The sequence below is a fragment of the Pseudogulbenkiania sp. NH8B genome, assembly GCF_000283535.1.
GTDB lineage: Bacteria > Pseudomonadota > Gammaproteobacteria > Burkholderiales > Chromobacteriaceae > Pseudogulbenkiania > Pseudogulbenkiania ferrooxidans.
Genome location: NC_016002.1, coordinates 3,348,758 through 3,369,619, shown reverse-complemented (window position 1 = coordinate 3,369,619; position 20,862 = coordinate 3,348,758). Strand labels below are relative to the sequence as shown.

Here is a 20,862-nt window from a genome sequence, read left to right as displayed (position 1 = left end):
CCGGCCGCCGGCGTTACGAGGCCTGAGCCGTCTGCAGCCGGCGATGCTGCTGCCGGATGCGCCGGGCGAAGACGGTGCCCAGCACAGGCGTGATGGCGGCGGCGGCGATGAACACCATGGTGGCGCCGGAGTGCGCCAGCAGGGCCGCGGCCAGCACCACCCCCAGCGACTGGCCGAGGAAGAAGGCCGAGGCGAACAGCGACACCGCGGTGCCGCGCACCTGCGGCGCCATCTGAGTGGCGTTGGTCTGCAGCGTGTTGTGCATCATGTAGTAGCCCAGCCCCACCAGGTAGCTGGCCGGAATGGCCCAGGCCCAGGCATCGCCCAGCGCCAGCAGCAGCCAGGCGCCGCCGATCAGCACGCCGCCGCCGGCGGCCAGCCCCACTTCGCCGAAGCGGCGCACGAAATGCCGGGCGAACAGGATGTAGGACAGGCCGCCGACCCCGAAGAACGCCATCAGGGCGCCCGCCATGGTGAGTGACAGGCCGAAGCGCTGATGCAGGTAGGACGGCACGAAGGCCAGCGCGCCGAACACCACGATCCCTTCCAGAAACACCGTGAGCAGGATGACGCGCGCCCAGCCGACGCCGATCACGGTGCGGCCCTGGGCGAGGACGCCGAGCGTGTGCCCGGCCGGCGCCGGGGTGGGGCGCGCCAGCGGGTTGGCGCGCGACTCGGCCAGCACGCGCCACCCCACCAAGAGGTAGACCAGCGCCAGCGCGGCGAAGGCCCAGCGCCAGCCCAGGGTGTCGGTGAACAGGCCGCCGATGAACTGGCCGCCGATCACCCCCATGATCTGGCCGCCGAGAAAGCGCGCCAGCGTGGCCTGGCGCTGTTCGTAGGGCACGGTGTCGCCGATCCAGGCCATGGAGAGCGGGATGATGCCGGCGGCGGTGACGCCGGTGAGCAGGCGCGCCAGCACCAGCCAGCCCAGCGAGTAGGACAGCGCCGCGCCCAGGCTGCCGACGAGGCTGGCCAGCGTGGTCCAGGCGATCATCCGGTACTTGCCGAAGCGGTCGCCCAGCGGGCCGAAGAACAACTGCATCAGGCCGTAGGCCACGGAGAACGACGACACCACCTGGGCGGCATCGGCCGGCGTGGCAAGGAAGGCCTTGGCCAGGTTCGGCAGCATCGGGTCGCAAAGACGCGCCGAGGCGGAGCTGGCAAAGGCGGCGCAGGAGAGCAGGGTGATCGCCCGGCGGTGGTGTGGATCCAGTGAAGACATGAAATAGCAACGTGGGTGACAATTGATCTTGGTATTATACCGTCCAACATCATGTGTTGCCGCCGCGTATGGCGCCCTGGCGCGGGTCCTGGCCCGAGCGGGCGGCGCTGCCGTTTTTCCCCTCGTCTCTAGCCATTTTGGGTGATTCGAACGCTTGATGTAGCGGCTTTTTTGGCTTTCGGGCCCCGCCTGGGTGATAATGTGGGGTTACGAAATACGGAGAGGCAACTAATGAAGCGCGTGGATGACTTTCGCCTGAGATTGGGCAAGCATGAACTGGTGCCCATCATGGTCGGTGGCATGGGGGTGGATATCTCGACCTCTGCTCTGTCCCTCGAGGCGGCCCGCCTCGGCGGCATCGGCCATATCTCGGACGCCATGGTGCCGACGGTTGCCGATCGCCGCTTCAATACCAAGTACGTTAAGAACAAGTTGCAGCAGTACAAGTTCAACGTCGCCAACACCGACAAGTCGGTGGTGCAGTTCGACCTCGGCCTGTTGGCCGAAGCCACCAAGATGCACGTCGGCAGCACCATGGACGCCAAGCGCGGCGAGGGCCTGATCTTCATCAACTGCATGGAAAAGCTGACGATGAACGCGCCCAAGGACACCTTGCGCGTGCGCATGCGGGCGGCGCTGGATGCCGGTATCGACGGCATCACGCTGGCGGCCGGCCTGCACCTGGGCTCGTTCGCGCTGATCGAGGATCACCCGCGCTTCCGCGACGCCAAGCTCGGCATCATCGTGTCGTCGCTGCGCGCCTTGCAGCTGTTCCTGAAGAAGAACGCCCGCCTCAACCGCCTGCCCGACTACGTGGTGGTGGAAGGCCCGCTGGCCGGCGGCCACCTGGGCTTCGGCATGGACTGGGCCGAGTACGACCTGGCGACCATCGTCGCTGAAATCCGCGACTGGCTGAAAGCCGAGCAGCTGGATATCCCGCTGATTCCGGCCGGCGGCATCTTCACCGGCTCCGACGCCGTGGGCTTCCTGGAAATGGGCGCCGCGGCGGTGCAGGTGGCGACGCGCTTCACCGTGACCCACGAGTGCGGTCTGCCGGAGAAAGTGCAGCAGGAGTACTTCAAGGCCAACGAGGACGACATCGAGGTCAACCAGATTTCCCCGACCGGCTACCCGATGCGCATGATCAAGCACTGCCCGGCCATCGGCGACGGCATCCGCCCGAACTGCGAGGCCTACGGCTACCTGCTCGACGCCAAGGGCAGCTGCGCCTACATCGACGCCTACAACCGCGAGGTGGCGGCGCACCCGGATGCGCGCCGCGTCAAGGTGTGGGACAAGACCTGCCTGTGCACCCACATGCGCAACTTCGATTGCTGGACCTGCGGCCACTACACCTACCGCCTCAAGGACACCACGCGCCGCAACGAGGACGGAACCTACCAGATCCTCAGCGCCGAGCACGTGTTCCGCGACTACCAGTTCAGCACCGACAACACCGTGGCCCTGCCGGAGTAAGCCGGGCGGCGGGCGCCGCTGGCGCCAGCAGACGAAACCCCGAGGAGCGATCCTCGGGGTTTCTGCTTTTCTGCCGCTTGGGCGGACCTCTATTCGTCGGCGGGCTCCCAGGACTGGTCATGGCCGGCCTGCGCCATCAGCCACTGGATGAGCACCCCGAGGCGTGGCGACGGCGGCGAGCGCTCGGGCAAAACCAGATAGTAATGCTGCGCGGCGTGGCTGGAGAGCGCGGGGAAGGGCGCGACCAGGCTGCCTTGGCGCAGCGCCTGCTCGACCAGGCGCCGCCGCCCCATGGCCACGCCGGCGTGATGCTGCGCCGCCGTCACGGCCAGGTCGGAGCGGTCGAAGATCATCGCCGGTGCGTCGTCGAGGCCGATGATGCCATGCTGCGCCGCCCAGGCCTGCCATTCGGCGTCGTGGCCGGCCTGCGGCCAGGCGCGGGCGTCGTGCAGCAGGGTGCAGTGCGCCAGCTGCTCCGGCCGCTCGAACAGCTGCCTGCGGCGGGCGTAGTCGGGCGAGCAGACCGGCGTCAGGGTTTCGTCCATCAACGGCAGCACGCGTTGTCCGGCCGCTGGCAGGGCGCCGTAGTACAGTGCCAGGTCGACCGGCTGGGTGCGGAAATCCACCTCCTCGTTGCCGGTGCGCAGGTCGAGCCGGATGGCGGGGTAACGTTGGCCGAAGTCGGCCAGCCGTGGCACCAGCCAGCACTGCGCCAGCGACGGGCGGGCAAACAGCGTCAGCGTGCCGGTCAGCTCGTGGCGGCGGATGTCGTCGATCTCCTGGCCGACGCGCTGCAGCGAGTCATTGAGCAGCGCGAACAGGCGCCGCCCCTCGTCGCTCAGCTGCAGTTGCCGCGGCCGGCGCTGGAACAGGCGAAAGCCGAGCTGCTGTTCCAGCTTGAGGATGCGGTGGCTGACGGCGCTGGGCGTCAGGCACAGCTCGGTGGCCGCCAGGGTGAAGCTCAGGTGGCGCGCGGCGCACTCGAAGGTGTGCAGCGCCGCGAGCTGGCCGCTGTCGAGGCGGGTGGGGTGTCCGGGGCGGGTCAAGGGCGTGTCGTCCGCGCTGGAGGGCGGGGTCAGGCTTCCCGGCCGCGCTGCAGGTAGCCGGCCATTTCCTCCGCCGGCACCATGCTGCCGCCGGTGGCCCACACCAGGTGGTGCGCCGCCGCCATACGCTGCGGGGTGAGCCCCATGCGCTCGCGGTAGCCCTGGTTTTCCGTCAGTACGCGCGCCATGCCCGGCATGCCGGCCAGCGCCGAGGGCTCCAGCGCGATGCCTTCCTGCTGTTGCAGCAGCGCGAGCAGGCGGTAGAGCTCGTCGTCGCTGACGGTGTAGTAGCCGTCGATCATCCGTTCCATCGCCCGCCCGACGAAGCCGGAGGGACGCCCCACCGCCAGGCCGTCGGCGGCGGTGACGTTGTCGATGCCGAAGTCCTGCACCGCGACCTCGTCGTGCCGCCCGGTGAGCACGCCCAGCAGCATGCACGGCGCGTGGGTCGGCTCGGCGAAGATGCAGTGCACGTGGTCCTGGAACGCCAGCTTCAGGCCGAACGCCACGCCGCCCGGGCCGCCGCCGACGCCGCAGGGCAGGTAGACGAACAGCGGGTGCTCGGCGTCGACGACGATGCCGGCCTGGTCGAACTGACGCTTCAGCCGCTCGGCGGCGACCGCGTAGCCGAGGAACAGCTGCGGCGAGTTTTCGTCGTCGACGAAATGGCAGCGCGGGTCGGCCGCCGCCTGGCGCCGCCCCTCGGCCACCGCCGCGCTGTAGTCGGAGGGGTATTCCACCACCGTGACGCCGTGCTCGCGCAGGCGGCGTTTCTTCCATTCGCGCGCGTCGGCCGACATGTGCACCGTGGTGCGAAAGCCGAGCCGGGCGCCGATCAGGCCGATCGACAGCCCGAGGTTGCCGGTCGAGCCGACGGCGATGGCGTACTGGCCGAAGAAGGCGCGGAAGGCGTCGCTGTCGAGCCGGGCGTAGTCGTCGTCAAGGTGCAGCAGGCCGGCGCCGACGGCCAGGTCCTCGGCGTACTTGAGCACCTCGTGGATGCCGCCGCGCGCCTTGATCGAGCCGGAGATCGGCAGGTGGCTGTCGAGCTTGATCAGCAGGGTGCCGACGGGGTCGATGCCGTAGCGTTGGCACAACGCCTGCTGCATGGCGGGGATGGCCTGCAGCGGGGATTCCAGGATGCCGCCGGCGTCGCGGGTTTCCGGGAAGGCAGCGCGGAAGTAGGCGGCGAAGCGTTGCAGCCGGGCGCTGGCCTCGGCCACGTCGTGTTCCGTCAGGCCGACGTGGGGCAGGGCTTCTTCAAATGGCGTAATGGCCGGGTTGAACCAGCTGCATTCCTCCAGCGCGACCAGTTTTTGCAGCAGGGGATAGTCGCGGTACCACTGCTGCAGGGTTTTGCCGTGAATCATGGCGTGCTCCTTGGCGCCCGGAGGGCGAATGGCCGTATTAGGCCAGAGCGGACGCCGACGGACAAACGATGGCTGCTCATGGCATGGATGAAACAGGTTCAGCCATGGCGCGGGCGCTCCCCGCTTACAGCACCGCCCACATGCCGATGATCAGGATCAGGATGACGACGCCGGTCATGATCTGGGCGGTGCTGCGCTCCTTCTGCAGCGCCTGCTGCAGCGTCGTCTGGCGCGACTCCAGGGCGCTCACGCGCTGTTCCAGGTGGGCGCGCGTCTCTTCCTGCTGCGCCATGTTTTGCAACATGGCTTCGCCGCTGTATTCGGTGATGTGTTCCTTGTCCCATACCCCGAGCAGCTTGTTGACCTTGTCCTTGAAGAACAGGGCGTTCTTCTGGTTGCTGTCCTGCCATTCGAACTCGAAACCCTGGCGCGCGAAGAAGGCGTTGCGCTGCAGGCGCTCGTCCTCGCTGCAGGTGGCGGGCAGGGTGACCAGCCCGGGGCTGACGGCGTAATCGGGATAGATGCCCTTGATCCAGCCGATGACCTGGGCCAGCAGGAAGGTGTCGAGCCCGGCGTGACGGAAGGTCTCGCTCGCCATGACGCCGCCCTTGGGGCCGAAGGTGGCGGTGCGGCTGGGGTGGTCGGCCCGCACCCAGGCGCTGTTGTAGACGGTGTGGAATTGCGCGTCGTCGCCGGCGAACGGCTGCCACTGGGTGCCGGCCGCGGCGGCGTAGCCGCGGAACTGCAGCCGGAAGTAGTCGGACTGGCCGGTCATGGCGCGGCTGCGGTGCAGTATGCCGTAGATCGCCACGCCATCGCGCGACAGCATCAGCACGGTTTCGCCCAGCGGCATGGCCTGGCTGGCGAGGTAGGCTTCGCTCTCGGGCGCCGGCAGCGCCGGCTTCTCGGCCGCCGCGATGGCGGGCTTCTTGGTGTTGGGCAGGCTATCCATGGCGCAATCATAACGCAGGCCACCGGCGCCCGGGTGGCGCACCCCCGTGATGTTGTGGTGCGCCACGGCCTTCTTGTGGTGCATTGCGCAAATCCGGCGACGGCACAAGCCGGCTCCAGAGCTGGCATGGCGTTTGCAAAGAGTTCTCCTGCGGCTTCGTTGTTTCGGGGCCGCGCGAGTCGGTCTCTCGTTTCGTTAGCCTCTTTTACGTGTGTAAGCCTCGCCTGGAGGATTCGTCCTTCAGGCCATTTTTTTGCCCATAGTCCACCTGTCTTCCCGGCCTGCCGTGCCACACGGCTTGGCGCTATACTGCCGTTTTTCGTCACCGGGGGTGCCGCGATTCGTCGTGGCTGAGAGAGACCCCGCAACCTGATCGGGGTCGTGCCAGCGGAGGGAGCGTGACGGTGCCGTCAGGCATCGGCGCCGGCCGTGGCGGCGGCCCGAGGCCGGGGCCGTGTTTGCTTCGTTTTGCCCCGGCAAGACGGAGGCGGAGGCCCCGCGATCGGCAAGGAGAGTGTCCCGATGTTCAAGAAAGTGCTGTGGCTGGCGTTGTGTACCAGCGCGCTGGGTGCCCAGGCGGCCGAACTGCGCGTGCTGACGCACAGCTCGTTTGCGCTGTCCAAGGAGCTGCTGGCGGGTTTCGAGCAGCAATCCGGCATCAAGGTGGTGGTGATCAAGGCCGGCGACGCCGGCGAGATGGTCAACAAGCTGATCCTGACCCGCGCCAATCCCATCGCCGACGTGGTCTACGGCATCGACAACACGCTGCTCGGCAAGGCGCAGCAGGCCGGTGTGCTGGAGCCGACCGCGAGCCCGGCCGGCGCCGCCGTGAAGCAGACGCTGCCGGGGATGGTGAGCGTCGACTATGGCTACGTCACGCTCAATTACGACAAGGCCTGGTTCGTCAGGCAGAAGCTGGCGCTGCCCACCTCGCTCGACGAGCTGACGCGCCCGGCCTACAAGAACCTGGTGGTGGTGGAGAACCCGGCGACGTCGAGTCCGGGGCTGGCCTTCCTGCTCGCCACCGTCAAGGGCCTGGGCGAGGAGCCGGCCTTCGCCTGGTGGGGCAAGCTGCGCGACAACGGCGTCAAGGTGGCCAAGGGCTGGAGCGAGGCCTATTACACCGATTTCAGCAAGAACGGCGGCAGCCGCCCGATCGTGGTGAGCTACGCCACCAGCCCGGCAGCCGAGGTGTTCTACAGCAAGGAGAAGTTGGCCGAAGCGCCGACCGGCAACCTGCTGCTCAAGGGCGGTGTGTTCCAGCAGGTGGAGGGCGTGGCGCTGGTCAAGGGCGGCGGGCAGAAGAAGGCGGCCCAGCAGTTCGTCGACTTCCTGCGCTCCGGCGCGGTGCAGACCGACCTGCCGACGCAGATGTGGATGTACCCGGTGCTGCCCGGCGTCAAGCTGAACCCGGTGTTCGCGCTGGCGCAACAGCCGACGGCGCACGATACCCCGGACAGCCGGGCCATCGCCGCCAAGAGCGCCGGCTGGGTGAGCCGCTGGACCCGCGTGGTGTTGAAGTCCGGCTATTGAGCGCTTGGAATAACTCTGCCGCGCTCCCCCATCCCCGCCCTGTGATGCTCGCCGTACCACTTGTACGGCTGAGTCATTCGATTTTCCTCGGGGTGAACCGGCCTGGGGCTGTGGCGATGACCGCAGGGAATCCCTGTGGGACGATTTCTTCACAAGCTCCCGGGCCTTACGTTAGGTGTTTCCAACACGGCAGCCTGTCTGCCGTTGGTCTTTGTCGAGGGCCGTGATGCGTGCCGTGTTTTCCCGCCAGGCCCTGGCCTTGCTGCCGCTGGCGTTTCTCACCCTGATGGCGCTGGCGCCGTTGGCGCGGTTGCTGTACGAGGGCGGCAGCGGCTTTTCGGCCAACCTTTTCCAGGACGACTACCTGCGCTGGCGTCTGCTCTGGTCGCTGACGCAGGCCGTCGTCACCTGTGTGCTGGCGCTCGCCATCGGCCTGCCGCTGGCCTGGGTGCTGGCGCGTTTCGCCTTTCCCGGGCGGGCGCTGATCCTGCGCCTGTTGCTGCTGCCGTTCGTGATGCCGACGCTGGTGGCTGCGCTCGGCGTGCTGGCGCTGTTCGGCCCGCATGGCGTCACCGGCCTCAACCTGCAGGACACGCCGTGGCTGCTGCTGTACGGCAACCTGTTCTACAACCTGCCGCTGGTGATCCGCGCCGCCAGCGAGGCGCTGGCCACGGTACCGGCCTCGCGCCTGGCGGCGGCGCGCACGCTCGGCTGCTCCGCCTGGCGCGCCTTCTGGCGCGTGGAGTGGCCGGTGGCGCGGCCGTGGCTGGCGTCGGCGTTGTGCCTGGTGTTTCTGTATTGCTTCTCCGGTTTCGGGCTGGCGCTGCTCTTGGGCGGGCAGCGCTACGCCACGGTGGAGGTGGAGATCTACTCGCTGGTGGCGTATGAGCTGAACCTGGCCGACGCCGGCGCGCTGGCGCTGCTGCTGCTGTGCCTGAGCGGCGGGGTGGCGTTCGGCTACGCCTGGCTGGAGCGGCGTCTGGCCACGCCGGGCAAGGTCGAGCCGCTGCCGCCGCGTCCGGCGGTAACCCTGGCGGAACGGGCGCTGCTGGCGGGGGCGCTGGCCTTGCTGGCGCTGTTCGCCGCGGCGCCGCTGTTGGCGGTGGCCGGGCGTGCGCTGTCGGCCGGGGTCGAGGCGTGGGCGGTGCTGGGCGAGGGCGACACGCTGGCGGCGCTGGCCAACACCCTGCGCTTCTCGGCGCTGGCGCTGACGCTGGCCGCAGTACTGGGGCTGGCGCACGCGCTGGCGGCGCAACGCTGGCTGTGGCTGCGCGCCGCCGCCTTCCTGCCCTTCGTGCTGTCGCCGGTGTGCGTGGCGTTCGGCCTGTTGCTGCTGTACCCGGGGTGGAGCGCCAGCCTGGCGCTGCTGCTCGGCGCCTATGCCCTGCTGGCCTATCCCTTCGTCGCCAAGAGCGTGGCGGCGGCGCTGGACGGCGTGCCGCCGCAATGGCCGCAGGCGGCGCGCACGTTGGGCGCCAGCGCGCCGCGCGCCTTCGCCCGCGTGGTGTGGCCGCTGCTGCAGCCGGCGTTCCGGCGCGGGCTGGCGTTCGCCGCCGCCACCACGCTCGGCGAATTCGCCGTCACGCTGTTCCTGTCGCGCCCGGAATGGACCACGCTGACCACGCTGATCTACCAGCGCCTGGGCCGTCCCGGCGCCGCCAACCTCGACGCCGCGCTGGTGTTGTCCAGCGTGCTGATGCTGTTTGCCGTGAGCGCCTTCGTCATCATCGAATGGCCCGGGCGCCCGGCCAAGGATTCCGACCATGCTTGAGCTCGTCAACCTGTGCAAGGCCTTCGGCCAACGTGTGGTGGCCGACCACCTGTCGCTCACCGTCGCCGACGGCGAAACGCTGGCGCTGCTCGGACCGTCCGGCTGCGGCAAGAGCACGCTGCTGAAGATGATCGCCGGGCTGGAGCGGCCCGACGCCGGGCAGATCCGGCTCGGCGGGGTCGATCTCACTGCCCTGGCGCCGGAGGCGCGCCAGGTGGCGCTGATGTTCCAGGATTTCGCGTTGTTCCCGCATCTGGACGTGCGCGACAACGTCGCCTTCGGCCTGATCGAGCGGCGCCTGCCCCGGCGCGAGGCCTACGCCCAGGCCGAGCGTGCGCTGGCCGAACTCGGGCTCGCCGGCTACGGGGCGCGCCGGGTGTGGACGCTGTCCGGCGGCGAACAGCAGCGCGTGGCGCTGGCGCGCGCGCTGGTGACGTCGCCGCGCCTGTTGCTGCTGGACGAGCCGTTCTCCAGCCTCGACGCCCACCTGCGCCAGAGCCTGCAGGCCGAGTTCCGCCGCCGGCTGGCCGCCGCGCGCATCCCGGCGATCCTGGTCACGCACGACCGCGCCGAGGCGTTCGCGCTGGCCGACCGCGTGGCGGTGCTGCAGCAGGGCAAGGTGGTCCAGTGCGGCCGGCCGCAGGAGCTGCTGGCGGCGCCGCGCAATGCCTGGGTGGCCTCGTTCATCGGCTACCACAACGTGCTGGACGACGGCGTGCTGCCGGAGCAGGCTTTCCTGCTCGGGCCGGCCCATCCCCCGGCGCGCGTGGAGCGGGTGGACAGCCTCAGCGAGGGTATCCGCGTCGAGCTGACGCAGCAGGCGGCGCGTTTCACGCTGACGCTGTCGGCGCGCGAGGCGGCGCAGTTTCCCGAGGGCCTGCGCGCCGGGCAGAACATCGGGCTCGGCATCGACCGCAGCCGGCTGATCCGCTTTGCCGGGGCCTGAGGAGAAGAGGGGCGGGCAAACAAAACGGCACCCGGTTTCCCGGATGCCGTTCTGATCTGACGTGCGTCGACGCTTACTGCGCGGCGGAGGCGTTGCCCGCCGGCGCAGTACCGCCACCCAGCACCTTGGCTACTTCCCACTGGCCGTTCTTGACCTGGTAAATGGTCACGGTCGGGTTGAGGCGGTCGCCCTTGGCGTCGAACTTCACCGGGCCGGTGACGCCGGCGAATTCCACCTTGGACAGTGCCGGCAGGTACTTGGCTGGCTCGGCCGAGTCGGCCTTCTGCATCGCCGCCACCAGGGTGCGCACGGCGTCGTAGCTGTACGGCGAGAACACCGCCACGTCCTGCTTGAACTTGGCCTTGTACTTCTCGCTGAAGCGGGTGAAGCCCGGCATCTTGTCGTTCGGCTGGCCGGCGGTGGAGGCGTAGTTGCCTTCGGCGTCGGCGCCGGCAAGCTTCAGGTAATCCGGGGTGCGGGTGCCGTCGCCCGAGAGCAGCTTGGCGGTCAGACCAAGGCGCTTCATCTGCTTGGTGAGCGGGCCGGACTGGGCTTCCATGCCGCCGAAGAAGATCACCTCCGGCTTCAGCGCCTTGAGGGTGGTCAGGATGGCGGCGAAGTCGGTGGACTTGTCGTTGGTGAACTCGCGCTTGACGATCTCGGCGCCGCCGGCCTTGGCGGCCTTCTCGAACTCGTCGGCCAGGCCCTGGCCGTAGGCGGTGCGGTCGTCGATGATGGCGATCTTCTTGGCCTTCAGCTCGTTCACGGCGAAGGCGCCCAGCGCCTGGCCCTGGGCGGCATCGTCGGCGATCACGCGGAAGGCGGTCTTGTAGCCCTGCTGGGTGTAGCTGGGCGAGGTGGCCGACGGCGAGATCTGCGGAATGCCGGCGTCGGAGTAGATCTTGGACGCCGGGATGGTGGCGCCAGAGGTGACGTGGCCGATGACGCCGGCCACTTGCGCATCCACCAGGCGCTGCGCGACCTGGGTGGCGGCTTTCGGGTCGGCCTGGTCGTCTTCCGACACCAGTTCGAACTTCACTTTCTTGCCGCCGAGCGAGACGCCTTCGGCGTTCAGTTCGTCCACGGCAACCTGTGCGCCGTTCTCGCTGTCCTTGCCGTAGTTGGCGGCCGGGCCGGTGATCGGGCCGGCGTGGCCGATTTTCACCACCAGCTCGTCGGCGGCGGGGGCGGTCTTGGCGGCGTCGGCGCTGGTTTCGGCCTTCTGGCCGCAGGCGGCGAGGCCGGCGACGGCCACGGCGATGCAACTCATCTTGATGAGGGTCATGGGATCTCCAAACGATCGATCTTGAAACGATAAGGCCCGGACTGTGCCGGGCTTGCTTGTTATCGGACCGTCCACGGCGTGTGCCCTGGCCGCGAGCGGTCTATGGGATAAATTCTACCGCGTAACGACGCTGCAGTGCAGCATAAAAGCCATGATTTTTGGCCGAAAAGCAGACAAATTCACTGCCTGTGTGGTATCGAGGCGGTGCTGCTTGGGGCGTTAGCCGGGCGGGGTAGCGGCTGCCATGCCGCCATGCCGAACGCTTGGCGCCGGGGCGTACTCACACCGTCAGGAACGGGCGCAGGGCTTCGGCCAACCTCTCCGGCTGCTCCCACTGGATCATGTGCCCGGCCTCGGGGACGGTGATTTCGCTGAGCCGGGCAAAGCAGGCGCGCCGCTCGTCCAGCGTGGCGAACACGCCCTTGGCCATCGGGTGGTCCCACATGTCGCCGCCGATCACCCACAGCACCGGGCAGGCGATGCGCCGCCAGCAGGCCTTGGCTTCTTCCAGCCGGTACAGCACCGGGTTGACCATCTTGTGGCGCGGGTCGGCGCGGTAGCGGAGCGTGCCGTCGATCTCGTGGGTCAGCGCCGCCGCCAGAAAGCGGGCGCGGGCGCTGTCCAGGCGCGGATTGCGCTCGACCAAGCGCGCCGCGACGTCGTCCAGCGTGCCGAGCGGCTGGTAGCCCGGCGTGGTGTGTTGTTCGCGCAGCCAGCGCGCGTAGCGGCCGGGCGCCTCTTCCGGCCGCGTCGCCGCCAGCCCGAAGCCCTCGACGCAGACCAGCCGCGTCAGCCGCTCGGGGCGCACCCCGGAGTAGAGCCCGGCGATCATCGCCCCCATGCTGTGGCCGATCAGCGTCACCGGGGCGTCGGGCGAATAGTGCTGTAGCAGCGCATCGAGGTCGGCCAGGTAGTCCGGAAAGTAATAGCTGCCGCGGTTCCATTCGCTGTCGCCGAAGCCGCGCCAGTCCGGCGCGATGACGTGCCAGCCGTCGCCCAGCGCGTCGACCAGGAACTGGAAGGTGGCGGACGAATCCATCCAGCCATGCAGCATGAACAAGCGTGGCGCGCCGTCCGCTCCCCAGTGGCGCACGTGGTAACGGTGCTGGCGCAGGATCACGGTTTCGGAGCGGGAGGGGAGAAGAGGTTGGGACATGGCGCGGGCGATCGGTCACAGACGTGGGCGTAGTGTAGCGTCATCGCCCGCCCCGGCGACAGGGTTGGCCGAAGCCATGAAAAAACCCGCTTCCGGAGAAGCGGGTTTTTTGCCGTACAGAAACGTCAGTTGCTTAGCGGTCGACGTTGTAGTTCGGCGCTTCCTTGGTGATCTGCACGTCGTGCACGTGCGACTCGCGCATGCCGGCGGAGGTGATCTCCACGAAGCCGGCCTTGGCGTGCATCTCTTCGATGGTGCGGCAACCGAGGTAGCCCATCGAGGAACGCAGGCCGCCGGTCAGCTGGTGGATCACCTGGGCGATCGGGCCCTTGTACGGCACGCGGCCTTCGATGCCTTCCGGCACGAACTTGTCGACGTTGGCCTCGTTGTCCTGGAAGTAGCGGTCGCTCGAGCCCTGGGTCATGGCGCCCAGCGAGCCCATGCCACGGTAGGACTTGTACGAACGGCCCTGATACAGCTCGACCTCGCCCGGTGCCTCTTCGGTGCCGGCGAACATGCCGCCCAGCATCACGCAGTTGGCGCCGGCCGCCAGGGCCTTGGCGATGTCGCCGGAGAAGCGGATGCCGCCGTCGGCGATCATCGGCACGCCGGTGCCCTTGAGCGCTTCCGACACGTTGTGGATCGCGGTCAGCTGCGGCACGCCGACGCCGGCCACGATACGCGTGGTGCAGATCGAGCCCGGGCCGATGCCCACCTTCACCGCGTCGGCGCCCATGTCCAGCAGGGCCAGGGCGGCGTCGGCGGTAGCGATGTTGCCGCCGATCACGTCGATCTGCGGGAAGTTCTTCTTGGTCCACTGCACACGGTCGAGCACGCCCTGGCTGTGGCCGTGGGCGGTATCCACCACCACCACGTCGACGCCGGCGGCGGCCAGCGCGGCGATGCGCTCTTCGGTGCCGGCCCCGACGCCGACGGCGGCGCCGGCGCGCAGGCGACCCTGGCTATCCTTGCAGGCGAACGGGTGTTCGCTAGTCTTGATGATGTCCTTGACGGTGATCAGGCCCTTGAGCTCCCACGCGTCGTTGATCACCAGCACGCGCTCCAGGCGGTGCTTGTGCATCAGCTCGCGCGCCTCGTCGATGCTGGCGCCTTCCTTGACCGTCACCAGGCGTTCGCGCGGGGTCATGATCGAGGAAACCGGCTGTTCCAGGCGGGTCTCGAAGCGCAGGTCGCGGTTGGTGACGATGCCGACCACCTTGCCATCCTGTACCACCGGCAGGCCGGAAATGCGGTGCTGGCGGGTCAGGTTGATCAGGTCGCACACCAGCATGTCCGGGGCGATGGTGATCGGGTCTTTGACGACACCGCTCTCGTAGCGCTTCACCTTGGATACTTCCTGGGCCTGGCGCTCGATCGACATGTTCTTGTGGATGATGCCGATGCCGCCTTCCTGGGCCATGGCGATGGCCAGTCGGGCTTCCGTTACCGTGTCCATGGCTGCGGACAGCATGGGCAGATTCAGGCGGATGTTGCGGGAGAGTTGGGTGTGAAGCTGAACGTCGCGCGGCAGTACCGAAGAGTGGGCCGGGACGAGGAGAACGTCGTCGAAAGTATAGGCTTTCTCGATGATACGCATCTGGCGTTTCCTTTGCGGCAAATAAACATTATATCGAAAGACGGGGGCGCTTGGCAAAAGCCGCGTGCAGCGCTTTGCCGCGGCCGTCGACGTGACCGTACAATGGCCGGCATTGCCGCGGTATTTTAAGAGGGGGAGGGTGACATGAAACATCGCTGGTGGCTGTGCACTTTTATCCTGCTGTCCTTGCCGGCCTGGGCCGAGGTCTACACCTGGAAGGACGCCACCGGGCGCACCGTGTATTCCGATCAGCCGCCGCCGGGACAAAAGGCCAACCAGCTGAACATCAGGGTGACGCCGCCGCCCAAGGCCGAAGCGTCGACGCCCGCCGCCAAGGCCGTGGACAAGGGTAACGACAAGGCCGACCTGGCCCGGCAGTCCGAGGAGCTCAACCGCAAGATCCGCGCCGAAAACTGCCTGCGCGCCAAGAGCAACCTGTCCAGCCTGCAGCTCAACGGCCGCATCCGCCTGCCGGGCAGCAACGCGCTGGCCAGCGATGCCCAGCGCAACGACATGATCCGCCAGTCCGAGCAGGACGTGGCGACCTGGTGCAAGTGAGCGCGGGTAAATAAAGCGGCGGCGTCCGCCGTCCCGGTCCAGGGGGCTCGCCGTGCTTTATGTACGGCCGCGCTTCTCCAACCAGCCTGGCGGCGCGGCGGTGAGCGCAGCAAATCCCCGTGGGGCGATGTCTTCCCCCCGCTCCAAGACGAGAGTTTCAGTGACTAGCAGCACGACGTTCGACCCCAAAGCCATCCTGACCCACCTGCCCAACTTGCCCGGTGTCTACCGCATGCTCGACGCGGCCGGCAAGGTGCTCTACGTGGGCAAGGCCATCGACCTCAAGAAGCGCGTCAGTTCCTATTTCCAGAAAAACGACCTGAGCCCGCGCATCCAGCTCATGGTGCGCCAGATCGCCGCCATCGAGACCACCGTGACGCGCTCCGAGGCCGAGGCGCTGATCCTGGAAAACAACCTGATCAAGGCGCTGGCGCCGCGTTACAACATCCTGTTCCGCGACGACAAGTCCTATCCCTACCTGATGCTGTCGGCGCACGCCTACCCGCAGCTGGCTTATTTCCGCGGCGACCCGAAGAAGCCGCACCAGTATTTCGGGCCGTATCCCAACAGCTACGCGGTGCGCGAGAGCATCCAGATCCTGCAGAAGGTATTCCGCCTGCGCACCTGTGAAGACGCGGTGTTCGCCAACCGTTCGCGCCCCTGCCTGCTGTACCAGATCAAGCGCTGCTCGGGACCGTGCGTCGAACACATCGACGAGGCCGCGTACCGCGCCGACGTGGCCAACGCCGTCGCCTTCCTGCAGGGCAAGCAGAACGAGCTGATCGATAGCCTGACCGACCGCATGCTGGCCGCTTCCGCCGCGATGGAGTTCGAGCAGGCCGCCGCGCTGCGCGACCAGATCCAGGCGCTGTCGCGAGTGCAGGAGAAGCAGTTCGTGTCGAGCAACGTCAGCCATGACGCCGACGTGGTGGCGGTGGCCGAGCAGCAGGGCGTGGTGTGCGTCAACCTGGTGATGGTGCGCGGCGGCCGCCATCTGGGCGACAAGAGCTTCTTCCCGCTCAACAGCGAGGGCAGCGACGCTTCGGCCAACCTCGAGGCCTTCCTGGCGCAACATTATCTGGGGGCGCCGCTGCCGCCGGTGATCATCGTCAACGGCGCGATCTCGCCCACGCTGCGCGACTACCTCGAGCAGCAGGCCGAGCGCCGCCTGGCCATCGTGGGCAACCCCATCGGCGAGCGCCGCGTCTGGCTGGAAATGGCCGAGAAGAACGCCCAACTCGCCATCCAGCAGAAACTCGCCAGCCACGCCACGCAGAGCCAGCGCCTGGCCCGGCTCAACGAGGTGCTGGAACTGGAAGGGGTGGAGCGGCTGGAGTGCTTCGACATCAGCCACACCCTGGGCGAGGCCACCGTCGCCTCCTGCGTGGTGTACGACCGCGGCGACATGCAGCCCTCCGAATACCGCCGCTACAACATCACCACCGCCAAGGCCGGCGACGATTACGGCGCCATGCGCGAGGTGCTGACGCGCCGCTACAGCAAGTTGGCCGAAGGCGAAGGCAAGCTGCCCGACGTGGTGCTGATCGACGGCGGCAAGGGCCAGGTCGGCGTGGCGCTGGAGGTGTTCGCCGACATCGGCCTCAACCTCCCCATCGTCGGCGTGGCCAAGGGCGAGGAGCGCAAGCCGGGGCTAGAAACACTGATCCTCCCGTACCGGGAAAAGACGCTACAATTGCCGCACGACCATCCCGCGCTGCACCTGATCCAGACCGTGCGCGACGAGGCGCACCGCTTTGCCATCACCGGCCACCGCGCCCGGCGTGGCAAGGCGCGCACCGCCTCCTCGCTGGAAGAGATCAACGGCGTGGGAGCCAAGCGTCGCCAACGGCTGCTGACCCGGTTTGGCGGATTGCGCGGGGTCATGGCGGCCAGCATCGACGACCTCGCCCAAGTGGAAGGCATCAGTCAGACGCTGGCCGAAAAGATCTACAACGCCCTGCACTGAACACAACAAGACCAGAACGATGCCGTTTAACCTGCCGATATTCCTGACCTGGCTCCGGGTGGCCCTGATCCCGATCTTCGTCGCCATCTTCTTTCTGCCCGACTCGCTGCTGTTGGCCGACATGCGCAACATCACCGGCGCCGTCATCTTCGCGCTGGCCGCGGTGACCGACTGGCTCGACGGCTACTTGGCGCGCAAGCTGGGGCAGACCTCGGCCTTCGGCGCCTTCCTCGACCCGGTGGCCGACAAGCTCATCGTCGCCGCCTCGCTGATCCTGCTGGTGCAACTGACGCGCACCCCCGGCTGGATGGCGATGATCATCATCGGACGCGAGATCGCCATCTCCGCCCTGCGCGAGTGGATGGCCGAGATGGGCACGCGCAAGAGCGTGGCGGTGGCCTATATCGGCAAGCTCAAGACCGCCGCGCAGATGGTGGCGATTCTGCTTCTGCTCTACGCCGGCCCGATCGTGCCCGGATTGAGTACCCTGGTGCTGGGTAACGTGTTCATGGTGCTGGCGGTGATTTTGACTTTGTGGTCAATGGTTTACTACCTGCGCATGGCGGCGCGCGAGTTTGCCGGTAAAAAAATCGATCTCTGAGCTGTTGACAGGGGTCGATAAATCCTTATAATTCGCAGTCTCTCGACGCAGCAATGCAGCGAGACAGTGAAAGACAAAGCGGGAATAGCTCAGTTGGTAGAGCGCAACCTTGCCAAGGTTGAGGTCGCGAGTTCGAGCCTCGTTTCCCGCTCCAGCGTCTGTCAGATGTAATCGCACCATGCGGGAATAGCTCAGTTGGTAGAGCGCAACCTTGCCAAGGTTGAGGTCGCGAGTTCGAGCCTCGTTTCCCGCTCCAGTTTTATCGATTCGCAGTAGCGGGTCGATACGCCAGTCAATGGCGGGGTGGCAGAGTGGTTATGCAGCGGCCTGCAAAGCCGTGGACGCCGGTTCGATTCCGACCCCCGCCTCCAGATAAAAAGCCCTGATAATTCAGGGCTTTTTTCTTTTTTACCCTGTACGTGTTCATGGCGCGCCGGCCGTGGAACGTGTGGCCCGGCTTCCGGGATGGGGCCTCACGAACCGTGAGGGGCGACGGAAAGCACGCGATCGCCGGCCTTGGCCGGGAGGCCCGGACTGACGCAAACACCCGTCAGGGCCTGATCGGGCTTGAGTCTGATTGCCTGTGGGGGCGCTCTGGGCTAGAATCTCGCCTCCATGCCCGGGTGGTGAAATTGGTAGACACAAGGGACTTAAAATCCCTCGCCGCAAGGTGTACCGGTTCGACCCCGGTCCCGGGCACCATACTGAACTGAGTGACAGACGAGACCGTAGCGCCAGCTGCGGCTTTTTTGTATCCGGGGTGCCGTGGTGAGACTGTCTCGCCGTGGGCGCCTGCAACGTGATGTTTTCCTGCCCACGAAGATGGGCGCCGGACGAGCTGGGGTTTCACTTTTGCCGGAGTTCTGGCATAAGATACGCCTTCTGTGGGCGTTACCGGTCCTGTAGCCGGCGGTAGCGTTTGGAAAATGAGGCGTGCATCAGCAAGCCTCGGTCGGGTGGAGGATGTTCCGCCGGCCATCAACCGACTAGATTGAAGTTCATGAAGCCAAATACCGAAACGGCACTGGGTGCTGCTCTCAAGAACGCTGTGCAGAGTCTGAGCAAGAAAAAGCAGACCGAAATGATCGCCGAGCATGTGTACAGCAAGTTCGAAGTGTTCCGCCAGTTCCGTCCTCTGGCCATCGGCATCCACGAAAGCCTGATCGCCGCCTTGCCGCAGTTCGACGCCGTGCTGATCGCCCGCGTGGTCGCCAATCATTGCCGCAAGCCGCGCTACGTCAAGGCGCTGGCACGCGGCGGCAAGCGTTTCGACCTGGCCTGTAAGCCGGCCGGCGAAGTGACGGCGGAAGAAAAGCAGGCTGCCGAGGGCCAGATGGCCGCCAAGGTGGCCGCCGTCGCGGCTCCGGCCGAAACTGCCGCCGCCACGGAGCAGTCGGCCGAATAAGCCAGACGCTGCGGCGCCGGCAAAAAACCCTCCTTGTGCCCTGGTGGCCGGAGGGTTTTTTCATGTCCGGGTCTAAACTGAAACCGGTGCAGGCCGTAACCGCGGTAGGATTCCCTCTCACGATCGTTTCCGAGGACAAGCGCATGCGCTGGCTCATCGCCCCTGATTCCTTCAAAGGTTCGCTCGCCGCCCGTGAGGTGGCCGAAGCCATGGCGCGCGGCATCCGGCGCGCGGAACCGTCCGCCGACTGCCGCTTGTGCCCGATGGCGGACGGCGGCGAGGGGACGCTCGACGCCCTCCACGCCACGCTCGGGGGCGAATGGCACCGCGCCAGCGTGCATGACGCCGAGGGGCGTCCATGCGAGGCGGAGTGGCTGCTGCTGCCGCACGGCGTGGCGGTGGTCGAAGTGGCGCGTGTGGTCGGCCTGCCCGACGTCGGCGCCGCCAGCGTGCATGAGCGTGACACGCGCGGTGTTGGCGAACTGATTCGCGCCTGCCTCGACGCCGGGGCACGCCATATCGCGGTCGGCCTCGGCGGTTCCAGCACCAACGACGGCGGCGCCGGCTGCCTGGTCGGGCTGGGGGGGCGCCTGCTGGACCGCGAGGGGCAGACCCTGGCGCCGCTCCCCGATCAGCTGGGACGCGTGGCCGCGCTCGACTTGTCCGGGTTGGACGCACGGCTGGAGGTGACCAAGCTGGAGCTGTGGTCCGACGTCGACAATCCGCTGCTGGGGCCGCGCGGTGCAACCGCGGTGTTTGGCCCGCAGAAGGGCGTCGCGCCCGAAGCCGTGGCGCGGCTTGACGCCGCCATCGCCCGCTTTGCCGCCGTCGCCGATCATGCCTTCGGCCAACCTTGTGCCGAGCTGCCGGGCAGTGGCGCCGCGGGCGGACTGGGTTACGCCCTGCACCTGCTGGGCGGCCGCTGCCATTCCGGCGCCACGGCGCTGGCGGAACTCTCCAGCCTGAGCGACGCCATCGCCCACGCCGATTGGGTGCTCACCGGCGAGGGCTGCAGTGACGGCCAGACCCTGGCCGGCAAGGCGCCGGCCAGGGTGGCCGAACTGGCGCGGGCGGCCGGGGTGCCGGTCAGCCTGCTGTCCGGGGCGGTGCTGCCGGATGCCGAAGGACAGCTGGCTGCGCATTTCGACGGATGCTTCTCATTGTGCAGCCGCCCGTTGACGCTGGAGGCGGCGATACAGCAGGCCGCACCGTTACTGGAGCAGGCGGCGGAGCAGCTGGCGCGCCTGGTGCTGGCGGGAAGGAAGGGGCCATGAAACGGCAAATGGGGCCGACCGTGCTGGAAGTCTGGCGGGGGGGCATCACGCAGCTCGACGTCGATGCCATCGTCAACGCCGCCAACAGCAGCCTGCTCGGCGGCGGCGGCGTGGACGGGGCCATCCACCGCGCCGCCGGACCGGAACTGCTGGCCGAGTGCCGCACTCTGGGCGGCTGCCCGACCGGCCAGGCGCGGCTGACACGGGGCTACCGCCTGCCGGCGCGCCACGTCATCCATACCGTCGGGCCGGTCTGGCACGGCGGTGCATCCGGCGAAGCCGAATTGCTCGCCTCGTGTTACCGGGCCAGCCTGCAGTTGGCCGCCGAACACGGCTTTCACAGCGTGGCGTTCCCGGCGATCAGCTGCGGCGTCTACGGCTACCCCGTGCCTGCGGCCCTGGCCATCGCCTGCGAGACGGTCGCCACCTGGTTGCAGAGCCACGAACATAGCATCACCGAGGTGCGCTTCGTCGCCTATGGCGAGGCGATCCGCCAGCAATGGGAGCAGGCGCTGGCCGCCTTGGCGCTCCCGGGGTGAACCGACCGGCCATCGTCTTGTCTGACTCTCTCGCCGCCGTCGCGCGCTGCGGCGGGCTGCGCGTTCCTACGATATAAACAAACGGTCTTGGTCACGGTCGATAGCAACTATATGATGACAGGTGATAACGTGTGGCCACTTTTGGGTTAAGGGAGAATAAGC

The 20,862-nt window shown here is 67.6% G+C and carries 17 protein-coding genes, 4 tRNA genes and 1 riboswitch; of the genes, 14 read left to right on the top strand and 7 right to left on the bottom strand.

Translation table 11 applies throughout. The features are described from left to right. Nucleotides 1-13: 13 nt before the first annotated feature. Nucleotides 14-1,225 carry an MFS transporter gene (locus NH8B_RS15510; protein ID WP_014088113.1) on the bottom strand — a complete coding sequence of 404 codons (1,212 nt, stop codon included), beginning with the start codon at nt 1,223-1,225 and terminating at the stop codon, nt 14-16. A 231-nt stretch (nt 1,226-1,456) separates the two neighbouring features. On the opposite strand from NH8B_RS15510, the gene NH8B_RS15505 reads away from it, so the two are divergent. Continuing rightward, nucleotides 1,457-2,701, top strand: a complete 1,245-nt coding sequence (locus NH8B_RS15505; protein WP_008955042.1) for a nitronate monooxygenase — start codon at nt 1,457-1,459, stop codon at nt 2,699-2,701. Between the two features lie 89 nt (nt 2,702-2,790). On the opposite strand, the gene dsdC is transcribed toward NH8B_RS15505, so the two are convergent. The 3 genes from dsdC to NH8B_RS15490 form a co-directional block, all read right to left on the bottom strand. Further along, a complete protein-coding gene (gene dsdC / locus NH8B_RS15500) occupies nt 2,791-3,747 on the bottom strand; it encodes a DNA-binding transcriptional regulator DsdC (protein ID WP_014088112.1) in 957 nt (318 codons plus the stop codon). A 29-nt stretch (nt 3,748-3,776) separates the two neighbouring features. Beyond that, nucleotides 3,777-5,117, bottom strand: a complete 1,341-nt coding sequence (gene dsdA / locus NH8B_RS15495) for a D-serine ammonia-lyase (RefSeq protein WP_014088111.1) — start codon at nt 5,115-5,117, stop codon at nt 3,777-3,779. A 124-nt stretch (nt 5,118-5,241) separates the two neighbouring features. Next, nucleotides 5,242-6,153, bottom strand: a complete 912-nt coding sequence (locus NH8B_RS15490) for a hypothetical protein (RefSeq protein WP_014088110.1) — start codon at nt 6,151-6,153, stop codon at nt 5,242-5,244. A gap of 233 nt (nt 6,154-6,386) precedes the next feature. Next, a riboswitch (TPP riboswitch) is annotated at nt 6,387-6,483 on the top strand. 108 nt (nt 6,484-6,591) lie between these two features. On the opposite strand from NH8B_RS15490, the gene NH8B_RS15485 reads away from it, so the two are divergent. The 3 genes from NH8B_RS15485 to NH8B_RS15475 all read left to right on the top strand — a co-directional run bounded on the left by NH8B_RS15485 (nt 6,592) and on the right by NH8B_RS15475 (nt 10,319). Beyond that, entirely contained in the window at nt 6,592-7,602 is a 1,011-nt protein-coding gene (locus NH8B_RS15485) for a thiamine ABC transporter substrate-binding protein (RefSeq protein WP_014088109.1), read from the top strand. Between the two features lie 226 nt (nt 7,603-7,828). After that, on the top strand, nt 7,829-9,373 hold the full coding sequence (locus NH8B_RS15480) for an ABC transporter permease (protein WP_014088108.1): 1,545 nt from the start codon (nt 7,829-7,831) through the stop codon (nt 9,371-9,373). Further along, nucleotides 9,366-10,319 carry an ABC transporter ATP-binding protein gene (locus tag NH8B_RS15475; protein ID WP_014088107.1) on the top strand — a complete coding sequence of 318 codons (954 nt, stop codon included), beginning with the start codon at nt 9,366-9,368 and terminating at the stop codon, nt 10,317-10,319. The genes NH8B_RS15480 and NH8B_RS15475 overlap by 8 nt, the downstream gene beginning before the upstream one ends. Nucleotides 10,320-10,392: 73 nt before the next feature. On the opposite strand, the gene NH8B_RS15470 is transcribed toward NH8B_RS15475, so the two are convergent. The 3 genes from NH8B_RS15470 to guaB form a co-directional block, all read right to left on the bottom strand. Next, entirely contained in the window at nt 10,393-11,604 is a 1,212-nt protein-coding gene (locus tag NH8B_RS15470; protein WP_014088106.1) for a branched-chain amino acid ABC transporter substrate-binding protein, read from the bottom strand. A gap of 280 nt (nt 11,605-11,884) precedes the next feature. Continuing rightward, nucleotides 11,885-12,760, bottom strand: coding sequence for an alpha/beta fold hydrolase (locus tag NH8B_RS15465; protein ID WP_014088105.1), 876 nt, complete (start codon nt 12,758-12,760; stop codon nt 11,885-11,887). 133 nt (nt 12,761-12,893) lie between these two features. Then, nucleotides 12,894-14,357, bottom strand: coding sequence for an IMP dehydrogenase (guaB, locus tag NH8B_RS15460; protein ID WP_008955051.1), 1,464 nt, complete (start codon nt 14,355-14,357; stop codon nt 12,894-12,896). Between the two features lie 144 nt (nt 14,358-14,501). Between guaB and NH8B_RS15455 the strand changes: the two genes are divergently transcribed. The 10 genes from NH8B_RS15455 to NH8B_RS15410 all read left to right on the top strand — a co-directional run bounded on the left by NH8B_RS15455 (nt 14,502) and on the right by NH8B_RS15410 (nt 20,700). Beyond that, nucleotides 14,502-14,915, top strand: coding sequence for a DUF4124 domain-containing protein (locus tag NH8B_RS15455; RefSeq protein ID WP_014088104.1), 414 nt, complete (start codon nt 14,502-14,504; stop codon nt 14,913-14,915). A 160-nt stretch (nt 14,916-15,075) separates the two neighbouring features. Beyond that, nucleotides 15,076-16,881 (top strand): excinuclease ABC subunit UvrC, encoded by a 1,806-nt coding sequence (uvrC, locus tag NH8B_RS15450; RefSeq protein WP_014088103.1) that lies wholly within the window; start codon nt 15,076-15,078, stop codon nt 16,879-16,881. A 19-nt stretch (nt 16,882-16,900) separates the two neighbouring features. After that, a complete protein-coding gene (pgsA, locus tag NH8B_RS15445; protein ID WP_008955054.1) occupies nt 16,901-17,482 on the top strand; it encodes a CDP-diacylglycerol--glycerol-3-phosphate 3-phosphatidyltransferase in 582 nt (193 codons plus the stop codon). A 78-nt stretch (nt 17,483-17,560) separates the two neighbouring features. Continuing rightward, nucleotides 17,561-17,636, top strand: a tRNA-Gly gene (locus NH8B_RS15440). 26 nt (nt 17,637-17,662) lie between these two features. Then, nucleotides 17,663-17,738: transfer RNA gene (locus NH8B_RS15435), tRNA-Gly, on the top strand. Between the two features lie 41 nt (nt 17,739-17,779). Beyond that, nucleotides 17,780-17,853: transfer RNA gene (locus NH8B_RS15430), tRNA-Cys, on the top strand. Nucleotides 17,854-18,099: 246 nt separating this feature from the next. Then, a tRNA-Leu gene (locus NH8B_RS15425) sits at nt 18,100-18,184 on the top strand. Nucleotides 18,185-18,482: 298 nt separating this feature from the next. Beyond that, nucleotides 18,483-18,887, top strand: coding sequence for a ProQ/FINO family protein (locus NH8B_RS15420; protein WP_014088102.1), 405 nt, complete (start codon nt 18,483-18,485; stop codon nt 18,885-18,887). 143 nt (nt 18,888-19,030) lie between these two features. After that, nucleotides 19,031-20,161: a glycerate kinase gene (locus NH8B_RS15415; RefSeq protein WP_041703029.1), complete on the top strand. Its 1,131-nt coding sequence runs from the start codon at nt 19,031-19,033 to the stop codon at nt 20,159-20,161. Then, nucleotides 20,158-20,700: an O-acetyl-ADP-ribose deacetylase gene (locus tag NH8B_RS15410; protein ID WP_014088100.1), complete on the top strand. Its 543-nt coding sequence runs from the start codon at nt 20,158-20,160 to the stop codon at nt 20,698-20,700. Before NH8B_RS15415 ends, NH8B_RS15410 begins: the two co-directional genes overlap by 4 nt. The last annotated feature ends 162 nt before the right edge of the window (nt 20,701-20,862 follow it).

Excerpts from the sequence above, each read along its gene's own strand:
- NH8B_RS15410 (WP_014088100.1), top strand. The coding sequence starts at position 20,158 with ATGAAACGGCAAATGGGGCCGACCGTGCTGGAAGTCTGGCGGGGGGGC.
- NH8B_RS15470 (WP_014088106.1), bottom strand. The coding sequence starts at position 11,604 with ATGACCCTCATCAAGATGAGTTGCATCGCCGTGGCCGTCGCCGGCCTC.
- NH8B_RS15505 (WP_008955042.1), top strand. The coding sequence starts at position 1,457 with ATGAAGCGCGTGGATGACTTTCGCCTGAGATTGGGCAAGCATGAACTG.
- NH8B_RS15475 (WP_014088107.1), top strand. The coding sequence starts at position 9,366 with ATGCTTGAGCTCGTCAACCTGTGCAAGGCCTTCGGCCAACGTGTGGTG.
- pgsA (WP_008955054.1), top strand. The coding sequence starts at position 16,901 with ATGCCGTTTAACCTGCCGATATTCCTGACCTGGCTCCGGGTGGCCCTG.
- NH8B_RS15420 (WP_014088102.1), top strand. The coding sequence starts at position 18,483 with ATGAAGCCAAATACCGAAACGGCACTGGGTGCTGCTCTCAAGAACGCT.
- guaB (WP_008955051.1), bottom strand. The coding sequence starts at position 14,357 with ATGCGTATCATCGAGAAAGCCTATACTTTCGACGACGTTCTCCTCGTC.
- NH8B_RS15465 (WP_014088105.1), bottom strand. The coding sequence starts at position 12,760 with ATGTCCCAACCTCTTCTCCCCTCCCGCTCCGAAACCGTGATCCTGCGC.
- NH8B_RS15415 (WP_041703029.1), top strand. The coding sequence starts at position 19,031 with ATGCGCTGGCTCATCGCCCCTGATTCCTTCAAAGGTTCGCTCGCCGCC.
- NH8B_RS15485 (WP_014088109.1), top strand. The coding sequence starts at position 6,592 with ATGTTCAAGAAAGTGCTGTGGCTGGCGTTGTGTACCAGCGCGCTGGGT.
- dsdA (WP_014088111.1), bottom strand. The coding sequence starts at position 5,117 with ATGATTCACGGCAAAACCCTGCAGCAGTGGTACCGCGACTATCCCCTG.
- NH8B_RS15480 (WP_014088108.1), top strand. The coding sequence starts at position 7,829 with ATGCGTGCCGTGTTTTCCCGCCAGGCCCTGGCCTTGCTGCCGCTGGCG.
- NH8B_RS15490 (WP_014088110.1), bottom strand. The coding sequence starts at position 6,153 with ATGCACCACAAGAAGGCCGTGGCGCACCACAACATCACGGGGGTGCGC.
- NH8B_RS15510 (WP_014088113.1), bottom strand. The coding sequence starts at position 1,225 with ATGTCTTCACTGGATCCACACCACCGCCGGGCGATCACCCTGCTCTCC.
- NH8B_RS15455 (WP_014088104.1), top strand. The coding sequence starts at position 14,502 with ATGAAACATCGCTGGTGGCTGTGCACTTTTATCCTGCTGTCCTTGCCG.